The organism is Bacillus sp. JJ722 (assembly GCF_036963345.1).
Classification (GTDB): domain Bacteria; phylum Bacillota; class Bacilli; order Bacillales; family DSM-1321; genus Bacillus_AD.
The window spans coordinates 50,926-66,486 of sequence record NZ_JBALMO010000042.1; the positions used below are offsets into that span (position 1 = coordinate 50,926).

The window sequence follows — 15,561 nt, forward strand, 5'->3', positions numbered from 1 at the left end:
CTGGAAGTTGAAATTTGCGAGTGAGGGAGGTGTTCCAGTGGGCGTTATGACAATTCGCGACCAAACGATAGATGTCGATGTTGAAGCGGAGCTGCGCGACTTCGATTGGCACCGAGCGCGCTGGACTTCCGACAAGTTGCTCGCAGCAAGCCCCTTTCGCGACGACCGCACGCCGAGCTTTTTCGTTCGGCTCGAAGCAACCGACGACCATAATGCGGGCGTCTGGCATGATAGTGGCGCCTATGATGAAGCTTGGTCGAAAGGCAATTTCGCGCAGTTACTGGCATATCTGCGCAATGAAAGCTACGAAGAAGCTGAAGATTATTTACTCGCGACATATGGCGTAATTAGTACCGGCGGCGTCCTCAAGTTGCGCGCACCTAAGCTAAAGCTTTCGCGAAAAAGGCAGGCGCTGAAAGATTCGATACTGGCGAAGTATAGCACCGAGCCCTCCGAATATTTACTGCAACGCGGAATTACAGCGGACGTTCAGCGGCAAATGGGCGTTCTCGATGGCGGCAACCATATTGTAATTCCGTGGCGTGGGGCTGACGGTAAGTTGCTCGCGATAAAGTATCGGTCAAAGCGAGGTAAGCAATTTTGGTACGAACGGGGCGGCGCTAGTTTGCGGGACTTGCTCTGGGGGCTGGACGCGATCTATCGGGAGCGGGCGCGGACGGTCGTGCTGTGCGAGGCGGAAATAGATGCGATGAGCTGGCGGGTTGCAGGCTATGCGGCGGTGGCGAACGGCGGCGTTGCGTTCAATAGCGCGAAAAGGGATTTGTTGGTGCGGAGTCCGATCGAGGAGCTAATTATCGCGACGGATAACGATGCGGCGGGCGAGAAGTTAAGGGCGGAGGTTGAGCGGGCTATGGTCGGGTACGTGCGCGTTAGGCAGGCGTATGTACCAGCGGCGGTTAAAGACGCGAATGAAGCGTTGGTGAGAGGCGGGAGGCAGACCTTACACGAGGCGATTTGTAATTCGGAGTACGTGAATCTACGTACTCTTAGTCGGAGGTAAGTCGTGAAAAACGTTACTTACCTTTTTGTTTTCGCCTACTTTACTTATTCGGAAGCCATTCGTACAGATCGTCTATGTGACAGTTTAGAGCGAGTGCGATGCGTTTAGCGTTTACTAGCGACATCTTAAATCTGTTATTGGCGTAGTCGGATAGTTGCTGCTTAGACATTCCGACTTTAATTGATAGTTCAGATAACGTCATATGCTGTTCCGAAAGTAAGTCGTGAAGTAGGCACCTCCCGACTTTTAGCGTGTTGACCGCCTCCTATTAAATCATCTTTCCTTAGTTATTCTAACAACATCTTGAATAGGGACATCTAAATATACACAAAGTTTATCTACGGTATCTAGTCTAACAGATTTATTTTGATTAATTCTTGTGACTGTTTTTGAACTACCAATTATACCTCTTAAATCGGATATTTTCATATCCTTTCTTTTTAACGTTTCATGAAGTGGCGAAAAATCGATCATAATTTTCTCTCCTTGTAAAAGTGTAGAAATGTACACTTAGATGTTTACAAAACTACACATAAGTTATACACTTTAATTATACCAATTTTATGAAAAAAATGTAGTAAAAATTTACTATGAGGTGACATTATGGAAATAGTTTTTAACGAAATCTACCAATATATTGAAGATAGCGAACTTTATACTTATTCATCTGTCGCGAAATTAGTGGGGTGCAATAGACAAGATTTGAATAACTGCAAAGAAAGAGGTTCATTGTCCTTTAAAATATTATTAAAGATCGCACATATTATTGCACCTAACAACCCTCATGAAAAAATCTCTCAATGGTGCTTAAGTTTAATATCAGTAACTAATATTAAGCACTCATTTGAATATGCAGCAATAACTAGAAATATTTCACTCCTCAGTAATATTATAGCAAAAAATTCAAAAGAAACGGGAATTATTGGTGAATATGTTAAGGTTTACACCTTGATTCTAAAATATATGAAAAACGAAATTTCAGGAAAAGATATATACAACGAAGTCAATAACTTTAAAAGTCTAAAGGACAAGCCCTTAAAGGTTTTAGTAAATATTTTAAAATGCTACAGTCTTTACTTTAAAAAAGAGTTTTTACATATGTTAGAGGAATCTAACAACATTTACCAGAATATTTATATTTTAGATAAAAAGGAATCGTTTCTCAGAGATTGTCTTTATTACAGATATTTTGAGGTAATGATGCCTGTACACCTTCACCTAAACAATCTAAAAGAAGCTCGAAAATACGCGTCTTTAGTAAAAAATACGAATATTTGCGCGAAAACTATTTCTGATGCGACATACATAATAGGGATGACGTACTTACTCGAAGATAGTCAGGAATGCTTAATGCATCTTCAAGAAAGCTACGACATAGCCAAAACGGTCGATGCCGAAATAGAGAGAGAAGCTAGGCTAAATTTGGATTTCGCGAAACTATATTTAAACATAAAGTTGGATCCTGATGCCAACCCAAACTTACTAACATACGAAGGATATAGGAAAGTCGCGACCCTTAAAAAAGTAGAGGAAGAACTGCTACAGGGAGGGGATGAGGATTTTGCGCAACTATTTAGCGCTATAGACAACGGATCGGTAGAAGCCATATATGATTGTTTTGAGAATTTTTTGAATAGTTTTAACTTACTCTTCTCAAGTCTAGCGGTCAATGAACTTGCGAAACGCGGAGAGAATTCTTTTGTGGTGCAACGGCTATTAAAATTAAAAATTTCGAAAAAGGGAGATGTTGTGGATGAAGAAAATTATCTTGACGACTTTGACAGTAGCTTTATTAACTGGAACGGCATTTGTGCCTGATGTTAAGGCAGAGGATACAAAACAGGGAGGCAATACTATCACTTATGGCATAAAGCCTGGCGGTTGATTTTAAATACGTTTTAGGGTTCGCGACTCAATTACTGGGTCGCTTTTTTTATGTTTATAAAAGTAAACAAAAAGTACAAATGAAGAATACGTTTACTTTCATAATATTTCCATGCCTATATGATATATTTACCATATGAAAAATAAATTTTTTAAATATGTGCGCGAAAATAAAAACTCGTGCGACATACAAAGTATAGGAGGAGATAACAAGTGAATTTGGTTGAAAAAGAAAATATTAATAAACTCGTAGATTTGTTTTTAGAAGATAAGTCAGAATGGAATTTCGAAAAAATGTACAAGGCTACATTGCAGCAATTCAAATCGCGCCTAATGCGTTGGGGCACAACGACAAGTATGGCAGGATTGCACGACATATTCGAACTATTCGACGAAATGCTTCTAAACACGCTAGATGACGTAGAAAAGGACGGCGGCGACTTCGTAAAATTACTACAAGTTAAGCTTACGAATCGATATAAGTCTTTACTTCGGAAAATATCGAGACGAAAACAATTAGAAGTTTACGAGGCAAAAACGGACGACGAGGCTGGCACCTCACAGTTCGAAATAGCTTCCGACTTTAATCTCGAAGCAACAATCATCGCAAAGAAAAAAGCCGATCAACTGGCATTGATCGACTCTCTTCTGAACGGTGCGGATTCTACAACAAAACGAATCGTTGAAGCGTTCCTTTCACATCCGAAACCTACCGCGACGGCAATCGCAAAGGAACTAGGGTATCACCATTCGAAAGTTACGCGCGCATTAAATCGCCTGGGAGCGAAATTTAATACTAAACAGTACGGTGATTATCACGACTATTTAGTTGCGCTTTAATTTAGGGCGCGTAAGGCTCTTAAGCATTGAGTCTTACGTCCCTACTTATAGTATACGCAAGTTGCGTATTGATTACTATAATAGTACTTCAATATAATACGCAAATTTCGACAAAATATCAAGTTTAGAGGAGTTGTTTATCATGCGAAATATACTTTCCACAAATTACGGAGTTCAAACGTCATTGGAACGAAAACTTGCACGTATTACACACGATCCGATTCGTCTGGAAAACGGAGCGCCAGCGCAACATTATCCGATTAAGGCGGTGCGACTCGGATGAAGCACTACAAACCAAGACCTCATGCAGTTGATCGCGCATTATTAAGGTTCGGAATTTATTCCGAACAAGCTGAATCGTGGTTTAATCAGCTTATGGTTAACGCGAGATTAATAGGTACACATGGTAAGCAAGAAGTATATGACCATAAAGGTAAGCGAATTATCGTTCAAGATGACGAGATTATTACAATTATAAAAGCGGTCGATTTGCCTTTCGGCAATAAAATTTCGGATTTAGTTCGTAAGGAACTTGCGAAATCTGGACGAGAGTTAGCGAAATTAGAGAAAGAATCAGCCTTGAAAATCGCGGAGATAGACTTGGAGAGGGCTACGGTCCAACTTAATCTACTGAAAGCGAAGTCGCCCGTTGTTAAAAAGAAGCTTATAGAAAAGCTAGACACGTATAATGACGAGTTGCAATCATATCGACGCGAAATAGAGCGAAAGAAAGATGACTATAATGCGATGAAAATGCAATCAACAGGCTACTTAATCGCGGAAACTTGCGGAGGTGCTGCCGAATGTCAAAAGTAGTAGACTTGGCGGAAATCAAGCGCCGCAAAATCATCGCACAGTATGTCGCGTTCTACGGGCAAGTGAAAGGGGCGGAGCAACAATGACGCTATCAACAATTTGCGGATGGATTGTAGTATCGTTCGGACTGCTCGCGCTAGCCTCGGTTTCCTACGGACTTTTGCGCGATAAGATGGCGAAAAGGTAGCGGGACAATTCGCCCGTCCGCCGGAGAACTCGAAGGCAGTCGTTAGGTAGGTGTGCAGTACGCAACCAAGACGTGTCGCGTTGATACGCTGAATTAAACGCTGTCAACGTTTCGGCTAGCTATTTCGAGTTTTACGACGGGCGTGTTCACAAACGGTGTCTGAGCGAAATGCCTGCCCGTTGCCTAAAATAAAAACCCGTACGGAAGACTTTGCGGTTAATCCCGTACCGCCAAAAACGCTGTCGGCGCGACCGCAACGTGCCACAAACAACCGGACTGAGCGAAGGGTTTGGAAGACCGGTTTTAGAAAAGCTGACAATCGGCGGCGACTAACGCCCTTTCGCGATTAACTGACTGCTACCAATTTGCGGACAGTGAAAGCGAAGGGATTGCGCAACGTTAGCGTCGACCTGCGTCGGCTAGCGGTTATCAAGCGAAGTTTATATCGTCTGTACTCGAAAGAGGTCGCGGACTAACATAGGCTTGGTAATCGCTAGCGGGCGTGGGGAAATATTCCGACGCACGAACTAAAGAAACGAAAAGGAGCGATGTGTAAATGGCACAATACGCAGCGGGAGCAGACGCACTTGACGCGCTAAACCAGACGAACGAGGGAGGCGGCAACAATACGGAATTCGCTTCGTTCAAAACGGGCACAACGTACAAGGTGCGCGTACTAGGCGTAGCGGACTTAATCCGATTTTACAGCTACGGCATTTTTAAGAAAGTCAATTCGTTTGTCGCGCAGAATCCAAGCGTACGTAATGCGAAAGGGTTCGCAGAGTCAAACTTTACGCCATGGGATTTGGCAAGCAACTATTACGCGGACTTGAAAAAGAAAGCGGAAGATGCGGGCAATGTCGCGCAAGCCGAGGACTACAAGACGGAAGCATCGAAATATCGCGCAAAGGAAAGATTTGCGCTAGGGTTTATCGACTTAACGACGGGCGAGCCGATCATCGTCGACCTTTCGAAGAAGCAGGCGCAGGGCGTGCACGCGGTTATTAAGAAGCAGGAGAAGAAGCTCGGCAGGCTGGCGTTTGAACTCTCGAAAGAAGGTAGCGGAACATCGACGGTTGTCAGCTTATCGCCAATCATCGATATGGACGAGGACTTAGATGCCAAGGAACGCGAAAACTTTGCGAAGTTTGACGGCAAGGAGTTCGATATGAAACTGTACGACGGCTTGTTGTTCGAAGCTGACGAAAAGCAGCAAATCGAAAACTTGGTCGCGGCTGGCTTCGATATTTCGCTGATTGGGCTGAGCATTGGCGCGAGTGAGGGCGAACAGGCGGACGACCCGACGAAAAACTTTTAAGGAGGTGTTTTGATGAAGAAGGTAGTATATTTCGCAACTAGCGCTGTATGGGCGATATTACTCGCGCTATTCATACTAACAGACTACGAGCCGTCTAGCGTCCTTATTGGTTTGGCGATGCTAAATTCGGTGGTATTCATTCTAAACGCTGGATTGGAGGCGAAATAATGGGTCATTATACGCAGATAACTGGCGCCGTATCTGAACTTACGGCTGCTAAAGCGCTAATGGAAGGACTTAACTACGAAGTTTCGTTTCCGATTGTAAAAGAGGTTTACGACCTACTAGCGCGAGACCCTGCTAATAGCGAAATATATCGCATACAAGTTAAGACGCTTCATATCCGACCTGATCGCAACGATGCGCTTGTAGTGTTTGCGCGAAAAGGTAACGGTCAACCTTATAGTCCCAGCGAATGTGATTTCATTGTAGCAGTGGACGGAAATAGGGCGTTTATGTTCGAGTGTGAAGGAAAAGGCGAGTATTGGGCAACGGAAGCAAGCGCAAGCAAGCGATGGATTGAGTTAACGGCTTAAATTTAATAAATTAATCGAAATGGAGCGATGAGTTAATGGCTAAATTAAACGGTGTTAAAACAATCGATATGGTAAACGGCGAAATTACGAAGGTTTCGTATGATGGCGCGGAATATGCGAAGGTTGGTGGGAAGGCGCAGAAAAATGATATTGCCCAAGTAGTTAAGGCTTGGGGAAGCCAGAAGGTCGGAGCTTTTTATCGCGTAAATCAAGAAGAGCATCCTCTATTCCACAAAGATAGCACATTAATTTTCATTGCGGGCGAAGTTTGTGACGCGTCAAGCAGTGCAAAGTCTATGGTGTTATTCCGCAAAGTCAGCACGCCAGCTAATCCGTCACTAGAATCACGTGTTGATGAACTCGAAGCAAAGGTCGAAGCAATCGCGGAAAAGGTGAGCACGCCTGTTACCGGAGAACTCAAATCTACTCCTTACGACAGAGTAAGACGTCCGAAGGAAGGCGATAAAGTAAAAGTTGTCCGCGCTTATGGAACACGAGGTAAATATGCTAATGGCGACACGTTAACGATTAAGTCAGTCGACCCTGACCATGATGTGAGATTTTTCGTTGAGGAAAACGATCGTCCAATTCGAGATATCGAAGTTGAGCTGATTGTAGAGCCGACGGAAACAATCACGCACAAAGGCGCCAAGTACACGCTAGTTTCGCGCAAAGCACAGGCGGGCGACGTCGTTGTGTTTACGGAAAGTAATCGTCCTTATGTCACAAACGGCAAAACGTACGGACCAGTTGGTGAAAATTTATATTTCGAAGATAACGATTACGATAATATACTAGTGTATCGCGAAGATGTAGGACGCACGGAACAAAGCGTCAAAGTTTACGCGCCGGTCAGCGAAGCGAAGCCAGCGTATCGCAGAATTGCTATTGACGCGGGCAAGGTTGGCGATTTCGTTATATTTGCGAAATCCAAAGGCGACTATATTATCGCGGACAAATACTACAAAATTATGGAATTTGACAGCTACGGCGATCCTCAAATTATTGACGAAGATGGTGACGGATATGATACTAACGACGATAGTTTCGAAGTTTATACCCTGTGCGAAGAGGAAGCGAATCCAGCTCCGGAGCCGTTAAAAGTCGGAGATTATGCGAAGGTAGTCGGTGATAACTATTCGCGTGAATATAATAGCCACAGAATGAAAATCGGTACTATAGTAAAAGTCAAAAAGGTTAGCGACCTAAGACAAAAATATGAAGCGGAAGATGTGCTAACAAGCAAAAATAGGGGATTCGTAGAAAGTGACTTAGTTCGCGCAACCGACGTAGAAGTGGCGCAAGCTAAAGCGGAAGCACACAAAGCATCGTTCGAGGTTGGCGATTATGCGCTCGTTATTTACGAAAATCACGAGCACAGGGTCGGTCATATCGTAAAGATAAATAAGATTAAGCCGAACGCTGCTTCTAGCGTTTTCGATTTTGGTGTTGACCGTATCACAATCGGCGGAAGCGGTTATATCGCGGCGAAGAATATCGAAAAAATCAGCGCAGAAGAAGCCGAACTCGAAGCGAAATGGGCGAAAATTGGACGCAAGCCTAACGAGTTCAAGAAGGGCGATATTGTGCGCGTGAATGCTAGCTACGGCGGTCACGAAGTGGGGACTGTCGGAGAATTGGTTAGCGGAGAACATTTTCCTATTAAACGAGAATTTGGCGTAAAGGCAAACGGGATTGTAAGAGACCATACAAGTGACGTAGAACTAATCACGCCAGTCGAGGCGCGCTTTGACAAGTAAAGTTTCGGCAATCTGCGCTAACTCCACCTGTCAAGCCGAGCTGCACGAAGGCAAGTCCGCCCTTTACGACGAGCATCGCGACCAACACTTCTGCGGGCTGAGTTGCTATTACGATTGGTGGGCGCAAGCGAGCGAAGTGTCGGCGGAAGAGTATCGCAAGCTTAACGTACAGCGCGTGGATTTGTAGCGAGGAAAGGCACGAAAGGAGTGAGTGGCTTGGAATTACGACTAAACTTGGCGCCAAAGCCAGCGAACGACGAACGCTTAAAAAAGGCGGCCGAGCGCAAGACAAAGGCGACGGAAACGATGGCGGACGCTTGGACGCGCATCTTGGCGATGAAGAATAGCGAGTCGGATCAAGCGCGGCTGCGCGAAGTTAAAGTGGCAATGGATTCGGGGCTGATAGGCAGAGCCCCCGAGTCTGCCGCGAAAGGGTTTAGCAAGGCGGAAGCAATGCGTTTGTGGCGTGAGCTAGCGGAACAGCAACGCGAGGAAAAGCTGGCGGAGCTTGTCGCGAATACGCCTGACAACTACGAGCTAATAACGACCGAACGGCAATTCGGCGAACTATTAGCGCAACTAGCTAACGAACCTATTATCGCAGTCGATACGGAAACTACAGGCGTAGACGTCTATAGCGATGTAATCGTGGGCGTCTCGCTTACTCTTCCTAACGCGGATAAGCACGTCTATATACCGGTAGCGCACGAAGTTGGTGAGCAATTATCGCGAGAATATGCGCTTGAAGGGCTCCGTCCGATATTAATTGACGAAAGCATCGGCAAGGTTTTTCATAACGCGATATTCGATATTGCGATGTTCAGAAGGCATGGCGTAGACCTAATCGGAACGGCATGGGATACCCAAATTGCGATGCATTTATTAAACGAAAATGAGGCGGAGAAAAGGGAAGGCGAGAAGGCGGGCAACTATAAACTGAAAACTCTTGCGCCAAAGTATCTAGGAGTTGAGTCGGACACGTTCGACGAGCTTTTCGGAAAGAATGCGCAATTTAAGGAGATTCCACTCGATATTGCGCTTGTATACGCGTCCAAAGATACGGATTTGACTTGGCAATTATACCAGTTTCAGCTACGCCATATGCAGAAGATGCCGACGATTTTCGAATACTTCCAAACGGTCGAAGTCCCGTTGCTCAGCGTAATTGTAGATATGGAAGCAAACGGCTATATACTTGATTTGGATTTCGCAAAAGAGTATGGAGAGAAGTTGAACAGACGCGCGGAGGAGTTGAAGGCGGATGTTGTTACGACATTGGCTCCGTTTCAGGATTCCGACGAACCTATCAATCTCAATTCTCCGCAACAAATGAAGCCCGCACTTTCGCAGGCAATTGGTGTTAGCTTGGCTAGTATGGACAAACGGACGCTTAAGCCCCTCAAGGGCGAGCACGAGGTTATCGCGAAATACTTGGAATATAAAAACATAACGAAACTAAGCGGTACCTATATTGACGCGCTACCGACGAAGCAAAATCCGACAACCAAACGATGGCATTCGCGATTTAATCCGATGGGCACCGTTACTGGGCGATTTAGCTCCGGCAAGGACGAGGAAGATACGAGCGGTCAAGGCTTTAACGCGCAAAATCAACCGCAGGAAGCTCGACCAATGTTCGTAGCGCCGCCGGGTAAAGTCCTAGTTGGTGCGGATTTTAAGGCGCAGGAGATTCGATGTGTTGCGTATCTGTCCGAAGAGCCCGTTCTAATCGAAGCTTTTCTAATGGGTCGTGATCCGTATGCGTCAATGGCGGCGACCTTCTATAAACGTCCATACGACGATGTTCACAAGAATCCGGACGGTAGCGATACGAAGGAACGTAAGCAAATGAAGGTCGTATGGTTGGCGACACTATACGGAATGTCTGACTTTTCGTTGGCAGAAATGCTCGGCGTTAAGAAGCCGGAAGCAACTCAGTTCAAGAAAGATATTTTCGGAAGTATGCCGAAGTTGTCCGCATGGTTAGCGCAAAATGAGCAATTCGTTCAGAAGTCCGGCTACGTATGGGCGGATAAGCAGGCGAGAAAGCGTCGTTTGCCTGACGCGAAACTAAAGCGAAAGCAGATACCTTACGGAAAATGGAACGATCCGAAGTACGAGGAATCGCGTAAGCATAATTCGAAGATAAACCGTGCGCTAAGGCAGGCGACGAATGCTCGCGTACAAGGTTCGTCGTCAATACAGACGAAAGTCACCATGATTAAAGCAGCGGAATATTGCGCGAAAAAGGAAGGCTGGTCGTTGTGGGGATCGGTTCATGACGAATTACTCTTCGAAGTGCCTGAGGACTTTACGCGAGAAGAAGCCAAAGACATTCGCGATATTATGGTCAATTCATATCGTTGGGGCGTCGTAGTTCCTAACGGTACGGACATCGAAGTAATGAGAAGATGGGGCGACGGGATGTCGGTAGACGAATTTATCGAAGGTCCGACTGTCATTGAGAGGGTGGGCGACTATGAAAAAAGAGTCAGATTCGTAGAGGCGAACTGGCAGGGGAGGAAGCGGAATGAAGTTAACTCAAAAACAAGTAATTGAATTGTATTTTGAAGAGGAAATCGAAGTTGAAGGTGTTAAATTAACTACGGTCGAAGAGGGCGATTTTGAGCAGGATGGAAAATACCAAAGCGCTGGATTAATTTTTACAGACGGAAAGAAGCATTATCGCTCGTATGTAACTCGCTCAGGATCGCCATTTACTGATTGGCACTATAACGATTACGGTGACGCGGATATTGACGAAGTAGAGAAACGCGAAATTACTGTTACAAGTTGGGTGGCGATTTAATGACGGTAAACATCGAAGCAATAGCGCAACAATTCACGCAAGAACTCGACCGATGGTACTCGCAGCCCGAATGTTGGGACAACGAACTTGACACGATGATACACAAATGGTACGCGAACCCTCCGCAAGTATGGCCCAAGCGCCCGTACTTTTCGCCGAGTAGCTCGAAAGCCTGTCCTCGCGAACTATACATGAAAGCTAAGCGCGCCAAGAAGGACGTATTCGCTAAGCAACCGCATCAAGGGCGCTGGCAGGAAATAGGGACGGCGATTGGCGACGTTATCCAACGAACCGTGCTCGCAATGGAACGCAACTTGGACGGCTGCCCTTTCCGATTCGAGCGAAACGATGACGGCACGCCTGTTTTCGAAGACTTCGCGAAAAAGAATCACGAAATTATGCACAACGGGCAGCGGTTTTACTTGTACGGGACTTGCGACGGCATATTGGAATATATAACGGCTGACGGCGAAATCTTACGCGTCGGGCTCGAAATCAAATCGAAGCAGAGCACGCCGGCTAAGACGTCGCTTTACTCGTTCAAGGAAGCGGAGGAAGGTCATCGCAAACAATGCGTAGCCTACTCGATTATGTACGACGTCGATTACTACATTATTCTTTACGTTAACGCGGCGAAAAAGGCGTGGGTCATGACGGACGAGGAATACGAAGCGACACCGGACATTCGCGCGTTCGGCTTCGAAATAACGGACGCTGATCGTGAGGAATTGCTCGACAATTTTGCGGAAATAACAAAGGCGATTAACGCAAATGAGCCGCCGTCGCTCGATTTGTCGCGTTGGACATTCAACGGTTTCAAGACGGCGTGCGCCGAAAGCCTGTCTGACGATGAGTTTGCGCAAGTCAAACGTACAGCACAACAAGCGATGCGGTCGGGCTTGCCACAATGGAAAAAGGATGGCTATTTCGAAGCTTACGAGTTTATAAGAGAGGTTCGCGAAAAGATGACGGAGGAGGCGGTTTGATGAACGCATTGGAGGCAGCGGATAAAGTAGACTTTTTAAACAAGCAGATAGAAGCATTAACTATTGCGTCTGAACGTTTATATGACGATTTTGATACGCGTATACATTCGACAAGACTTGAGCCGTTAATATTAGAGTTGAAAGGAGAGCGCGATAGGCTATCTGAAAGACTTCGAGGTTTACTAATATGAGAATCCTAGCATTCGACACGAGCATGACACAGCCGGGCGTCGCAATCATCGAAGTTGCACGCGGCAAACCGTCCATCCTCGATATGTCATACGTAACTACCGACGCCAAAACGCAAACTCACGGCTTACGCGCCGAAATCATCGAATCGTGGGCGACGCTGTTCATCGCCAAGCACGCGAAAAAGGGCTTCGATATAATAACTCGCGAAGATTTCCACGGACAGTCCAGCGCGCAAAATTATCCGGTCATGGCTGCGTGGAGTGGTTGCGAGCGTGCGGTCGAAAAGTTCGGCTTCAAGTTCGACAAGTTTACGTACACGCAAAAGAACGGACGCAAGAAAACGTTGTTGGGCGTGCCACAGTCGCAAGTGAAGTTGTTGGTTGTCGGCAAGGGTATCGCGGACAAGGACGAAGTGGCGGAAGCCGTGCGAAAGTGGACGGGCTACGAGGGCGATTTTACGGTCGATGACGAAAGCGACGCTTGTGCGGTGGGACTGGCGTATTTAATTAACGCGGGAATTATTAAGGAGGAATCGGAATGATGAAATCGAGAAAAGAACGCAGAACGGAAGCACGCGAAAATAAGACGGTATTTGTGTCCCACTATAACGGAAATTCTCCGCAGACTTACGAAGAGTATTACGGAGTTGGTTACGAACGATTTAATAATAAATTCGTGACGATTAAGGAGGTGGTTAAATGAAACAATTATTCGCAGGCATCGGCATATTAACGGGCTTTATCGCACTATTGTTCGCGTACCCACTTGTCGGCTTACTTTCCGGAATGTTCATCGGATGGGTGCTCGAATTGGTCGCGGGAAGTTACGTAACGGACGGACTTAATTTGCTGTTTGGAACGGATCGTTTCGCGGAAGGCTCACTGCCACAGATTACGGGAACTATCGGAATCATTGGCGGGTTCTTTAAGACGCGTGTAGACGTTAAGAAGGAGGCGAAGTAGATGGGTACGTTTATCGTTGCAGGAATAGTTTTTGTTTTGGCTCTGATTTACTGGATAAAGGAAATATACGCAGAGACATTTTCGGAGTTTCTAGCCTGTTTTGCTATAAGTATTATGATCGCAACATTTTCTACCTTTTTCGTATTTTTACCAGCATTAGTAGCGGACACATCACAGGCCGACCCAACAAAAACTTCAATATACGCGATAAAAGATAATTCAGATATTGGCGGAAATTTCTCGTTGGGTTTCGGTACCGTTGACGAAGAACAATACTATTATTTTGTTACGGAAGATAAAAAGGGATTTAAAAGTATAGAGAAAGCGCCGGTCGAGGATTCGCGGATGCAAGAGTTGGAAATTGCGCAACCGTACGTTAAAGAGTATAAACATCGCTATGATTCTGCCTTCGCGAGATTTATGTACGGAGAGTATTCCGGCGAAGAATCGTACGAGTTCTACGTGCCTAAAAATACAGTTACGACAGAATATACGGTTGATTTAGAATGACGCCCGCCGACACAGCGCGCAAGCTACTAGCCGACCGCCAACGGGATTTGCTCGAGGTTGAGCGCGACATTATCAAGTATCAGCAGCGCGAAAAGGAACTACAGGCGGAACGGCTCGCCATTTTGAACGATATTCGATATTTGCGTAAGATAGCGAAAGGAGACGATTGAATGACGCAAATTAATATAGAGCGGTTAAACGAAGACATTGCGCAATTTCCGCAAGTATTTCCGATTACTGCGGATATGAATAAGCGAATGGAGGGCGTGGCTCGTTTAGTCATGCTCGACCGTTACGCGTTCAAGGACACGGAAAAGAGAACGTTAGAAGCTGACGATTTAGTAATCGCGACGGTAAAACCCGATCCGCAGTTTCCTAAGCGCGAAGTATGTTATATCGGAACGTTTGAGGAGGACGGAATAGTATCGCTCTACGACGAAGAGGGCGAGATACTACGGAATGACGATGGCTCAATAAATTATGTCGCACTAGACCTTATCGACAAGCCCCTCGAAATTTTCTACGAACAAATTGCGCTACGTAATGCGAAAGGGCTCGCAGCTGTTGAAGCAGACGAAGGCAAGCGACGTCAAGTATTCGATGAGTTTTACGAAGCTCTTGCGTCAATGGATTTCGTTCCAGCAGGACGGGTACTTTACGGAGCAGGTTCGGAAACAAACGTGACTTTCTACAATTGTTACGTAATGCCATTTCCGCACGATTCGCGCGGCGGTATAGGAGAGCATCGCAATAAAGTTATGGAAATTATGTCGCGAGGAGGAGGCGTAGGGACGAACGGTTCAACGCTCCGACCAAGGCACGCACTAGCGCGCGGAGTAAACGGTAAGTCGAGTGGCTCTATCTCGTGGTTGCATGATTTATCGGAACTTACGCACCTAGTTTCTCAGGGGGGTTCGCGCAGGGGAGCACAGATGATTATGCTCGCCGATTGGCATCCGGACATTATCGAGTTCATCATTTCGAAAATGCAGAATCCGAATATCTTACGCCATCTTATCGCGACAACTAACGATGAGCAGATTCGAAGCCTTGCGCAAGCCAAGCTGAAATTTACGCCGTTGAGCGAGGATGAGAGCGCCGTATTCGAGGATATAATCAGTTTTTACGATTATGAAGTTGGTACATTAGGTAATACGGTAACAAGCCGAGACATCAAATCTTATGAGTACGCGAAACAAAAGCTGAAAGACGGCGGCACGTATTCCGTACACAATCCCGAATTTCTTTCCGGCGCTAACATCTCTGTCGCGATAACGAAAGATTTCATGGAAGCTGTTGAAGCTGATGCGGACTATGCGCTACGTTTCCCTGACGTCGAAAATTATAGCGAATATGACATGGCGCTATACGACGATCATTGGCACGAAAAAGGCGATGTTCGCGAATGGGAAAAGTTGGGTTTCGCGGTTAAAACATACCGTACGATTAAGGCGAAAGAACTGTGGAAATTGATTAATATTTGCGCGACATATAGCGCCGAGCCCGGCATCTTCTTTATCGACAACGCTAACGATATGACGAACGCTAAGGCTTACGGTCAGCAAGTCGTCGCTACTAATCCGTGTGGTAAATGGCTTGCCTCACGTTAAAAACCGAATCTAATTGACTTGGAACCTTAACGCGTAAAGGCGAAGGCAACAGGGCGCAAGGGTAATGCCAGCGTGAGAGACTGAGCGATTCGGCTCGAAAGAGATGCGACAGTCCAATCCTCGTAGAAAT

18 protein-coding genes and 2 pseudogenes are annotated in these 15,561 nt (G+C 45.9%); 18 read left to right on the forward strand and 2 right to left on the reverse strand.

The features are described from left to right. The first annotated feature begins 46 nt into the window (after positions 1–46). Complete coding sequence (locus V7014_RS07150) at positions 47–1,021, forward strand: toprim domain-containing protein (RefSeq protein WP_335505734.1); 975 nt, start codon at positions 47–49, stop codon at positions 1,019–1,021. A gap of 40 nt (positions 1,022–1,061) precedes the next feature. On the opposite strand, the pseudogene V7014_RS07155 reads toward V7014_RS07150, so the two are convergent. Both V7014_RS07155 and V7014_RS07160 read right to left on the reverse strand, forming a co-directional pair. Beyond that, a pseudogene (locus tag V7014_RS07155) lies at positions 1,062–1,238 on the reverse strand (helix-turn-helix domain-containing protein); the annotation flags it as partial. Between the two features lie 56 nt (positions 1,239–1,294). Beyond that, positions 1,295–1,495, reverse strand: a complete 201-nt coding sequence (locus V7014_RS07160) for a helix-turn-helix domain-containing protein (RefSeq protein WP_335505638.1) — start codon at positions 1,493–1,495, stop codon at positions 1,295–1,297. A 129-nt stretch (positions 1,496–1,624) separates the two neighbouring features. Between V7014_RS07160 and V7014_RS07165 the strand changes: the two genes are divergently transcribed. The 17 genes and pseudogenes from V7014_RS07165 to V7014_RS07245 all read left to right on the forward strand — a co-directional run. Next, positions 1,625–2,839, forward strand: coding sequence for an AimR family lysis-lysogeny pheromone receptor (locus V7014_RS07165; protein WP_335505640.1), 1,215 nt, complete (start codon positions 1,625–1,627; stop codon positions 2,837–2,839). 279 nt (positions 2,840–3,118) lie between these two features. Next, positions 3,119–3,745 carry a sigma-70 family RNA polymerase sigma factor gene (locus V7014_RS07170; protein ID WP_335505642.1) on the forward strand — a complete coding sequence of 209 codons (627 nt, stop codon included), beginning with the start codon at positions 3,119–3,121 and terminating at the stop codon, positions 3,743–3,745. 279 nt (positions 3,746–4,024) lie between these two features. Continuing rightward, entirely contained in the window at positions 4,025–4,561 is a 537-nt protein-coding gene (locus V7014_RS07175; RefSeq protein ID WP_335505644.1) for a hypothetical protein, read from the forward strand. A 743-nt stretch (positions 4,562–5,304) separates the two neighbouring features. Then, complete coding sequence (locus V7014_RS07180) at positions 5,305–6,066, forward strand: hypothetical protein (protein ID WP_335505645.1); 762 nt, start codon at positions 5,305–5,307, stop codon at positions 6,064–6,066. Positions 6,067–6,078: 12 nt separating this feature from the next. Next, positions 6,079–6,234, forward strand: a complete 156-nt coding sequence (locus V7014_RS07185; RefSeq protein ID WP_335505647.1) for a hypothetical protein — start codon at positions 6,079–6,081, stop codon at positions 6,232–6,234. Then, the gene (locus tag V7014_RS07190; RefSeq protein ID WP_335505649.1) at positions 6,234–6,602 is read left to right on the forward strand and encodes a hypothetical protein; all 369 of its coding nucleotides are present in this window, start codon (positions 6,234–6,236) and stop codon (positions 6,600–6,602) included. The genes V7014_RS07185 and V7014_RS07190 overlap by 1 nt, the downstream gene beginning before the upstream one ends. A gap of 35 nt (positions 6,603–6,637) precedes the next feature. Beyond that, on the forward strand, positions 6,638–8,362 hold the full coding sequence (locus V7014_RS07195; protein WP_335505650.1) for a hypothetical protein: 1,725 nt from the start codon (positions 6,638–6,640) through the stop codon (positions 8,360–8,362). Positions 8,363–8,569: 207 nt separating this feature from the next. Next, a complete protein-coding gene (locus tag V7014_RS07200; protein WP_438824888.1) occupies positions 8,570–10,921 on the forward strand; it encodes a DNA polymerase in 2,352 nt (783 codons plus the stop codon). Beyond that, complete coding sequence (locus tag V7014_RS07205; RefSeq protein WP_335505654.1) at positions 10,893–11,171, forward strand: hypothetical protein; 279 nt, start codon at positions 10,893–10,895, stop codon at positions 11,169–11,171. Before V7014_RS07200 ends, V7014_RS07205 begins: the two co-directional genes overlap by 29 nt. Then, on the forward strand, positions 11,171–12,157 hold the full coding sequence (locus V7014_RS07210; RefSeq protein WP_335505656.1) for a hypothetical protein: 987 nt from the start codon (positions 11,171–11,173) through the stop codon (positions 12,155–12,157). The genes V7014_RS07205 and V7014_RS07210 overlap by 1 nt, the downstream gene beginning before the upstream one ends. After that, positions 12,157–12,348 carry a hypothetical protein gene (locus V7014_RS07215; RefSeq protein WP_335505658.1) on the forward strand — a complete coding sequence of 64 codons (192 nt, stop codon included), beginning with the start codon at positions 12,157–12,159 and terminating at the stop codon, positions 12,346–12,348. The genes V7014_RS07210 and V7014_RS07215 overlap by 1 nt, the downstream gene beginning before the upstream one ends. Further along, the gene (locus V7014_RS07220) at positions 12,345–12,890 is read left to right on the forward strand and encodes a hypothetical protein (RefSeq protein ID WP_335505660.1); all 546 of its coding nucleotides are present in this window, start codon (positions 12,345–12,347) and stop codon (positions 12,888–12,890) included. The genes V7014_RS07215 and V7014_RS07220 overlap by 4 nt, the downstream gene beginning before the upstream one ends. Beyond that, complete coding sequence (locus V7014_RS07225) at positions 12,887–13,051, forward strand: hypothetical protein (RefSeq protein WP_335505662.1); 165 nt, start codon at positions 12,887–12,889, stop codon at positions 13,049–13,051. Before V7014_RS07220 ends, V7014_RS07225 begins: the two co-directional genes overlap by 4 nt. Beyond that, the gene (locus V7014_RS07230; protein ID WP_335505664.1) at positions 13,048–13,311 is read left to right on the forward strand and encodes a hypothetical protein; all 264 of its coding nucleotides are present in this window, start codon (positions 13,048–13,050) and stop codon (positions 13,309–13,311) included. Before V7014_RS07225 ends, V7014_RS07230 begins: the two co-directional genes overlap by 4 nt. Beyond that, positions 13,312–13,821 (forward strand): hypothetical protein, encoded by a 510-nt coding sequence (locus V7014_RS07235; protein ID WP_335505666.1) that lies wholly within the window; start codon positions 13,312–13,314, stop codon positions 13,819–13,821. Further along, positions 13,818–13,991, forward strand: coding sequence for a hypothetical protein (locus V7014_RS07240; RefSeq protein ID WP_335505667.1), 174 nt, complete (start codon positions 13,818–13,820; stop codon positions 13,989–13,991). Before V7014_RS07235 ends, V7014_RS07240 begins: the two co-directional genes overlap by 4 nt. Then, a pseudogene (locus V7014_RS07245) lies at positions 13,992–15,410 on the forward strand (ribonucleotide reductase N-terminal alpha domain-containing protein); the annotation flags it as partial. Positions 15,411–15,561: the final 151 nt, after the last annotated feature.

Bases quoted from the DNA above. Each gene is read 5' to 3' on its own strand.
- V7014_RS07225 (WP_335505662.1), top strand. From the start codon at position 12,887: ATGATGAAATCGAGAAAAGAACGCAGAACGGAAGCACGCGAAAATAAG.
- V7014_RS07160 (WP_335505638.1), bottom strand. From the start codon at position 1,495: ATGATCGATTTTTCGCCACTTCATGAAACGTTAAAAAGAAAGGATATG.
- V7014_RS07195 (WP_335505650.1), top strand. From the start codon at position 6,638: ATGGCTAAATTAAACGGTGTTAAAACAATCGATATGGTAAACGGCGAA.
- V7014_RS07180 (WP_335505645.1), top strand. From the start codon at position 5,305: ATGGCACAATACGCAGCGGGAGCAGACGCACTTGACGCGCTAAACCAG.
- V7014_RS07150 (WP_335505734.1), top strand. From the start codon at position 47: ATGACAATTCGCGACCAAACGATAGATGTCGATGTTGAAGCGGAGCTG.
- V7014_RS07215 (WP_335505658.1), top strand. From the start codon at position 12,157: ATGAACGCATTGGAGGCAGCGGATAAAGTAGACTTTTTAAACAAGCAG.
- V7014_RS07175 (WP_335505644.1), top strand. From the start codon at position 4,025: ATGAAGCACTACAAACCAAGACCTCATGCAGTTGATCGCGCATTATTA.
- V7014_RS07190 (WP_335505649.1), top strand. From the start codon at position 6,234: ATGGGTCATTATACGCAGATAACTGGCGCCGTATCTGAACTTACGGCT.
- V7014_RS07210 (WP_335505656.1), top strand. From the start codon at position 11,171: ATGACGGTAAACATCGAAGCAATAGCGCAACAATTCACGCAAGAACTC.
- V7014_RS07185 (WP_335505647.1), top strand. From the start codon at position 6,079: ATGAAGAAGGTAGTATATTTCGCAACTAGCGCTGTATGGGCGATATTA.
- V7014_RS07240 (WP_335505667.1), top strand. From the start codon at position 13,818: ATGACGCCCGCCGACACAGCGCGCAAGCTACTAGCCGACCGCCAACGG.
- V7014_RS07230 (WP_335505664.1), top strand. From the start codon at position 13,048: ATGAAACAATTATTCGCAGGCATCGGCATATTAACGGGCTTTATCGCA.
- V7014_RS07220 (WP_335505660.1), top strand. From the start codon at position 12,345: ATGAGAATCCTAGCATTCGACACGAGCATGACACAGCCGGGCGTCGCA.
- V7014_RS07205 (WP_335505654.1), top strand. From the start codon at position 10,893: ATGAAGTTAACTCAAAAACAAGTAATTGAATTGTATTTTGAAGAGGAA.
- V7014_RS07165 (WP_335505640.1), top strand. From the start codon at position 1,625: ATGGAAATAGTTTTTAACGAAATCTACCAATATATTGAAGATAGCGAA.
- V7014_RS07235 (WP_335505666.1), top strand. From the start codon at position 13,312: ATGGGTACGTTTATCGTTGCAGGAATAGTTTTTGTTTTGGCTCTGATT.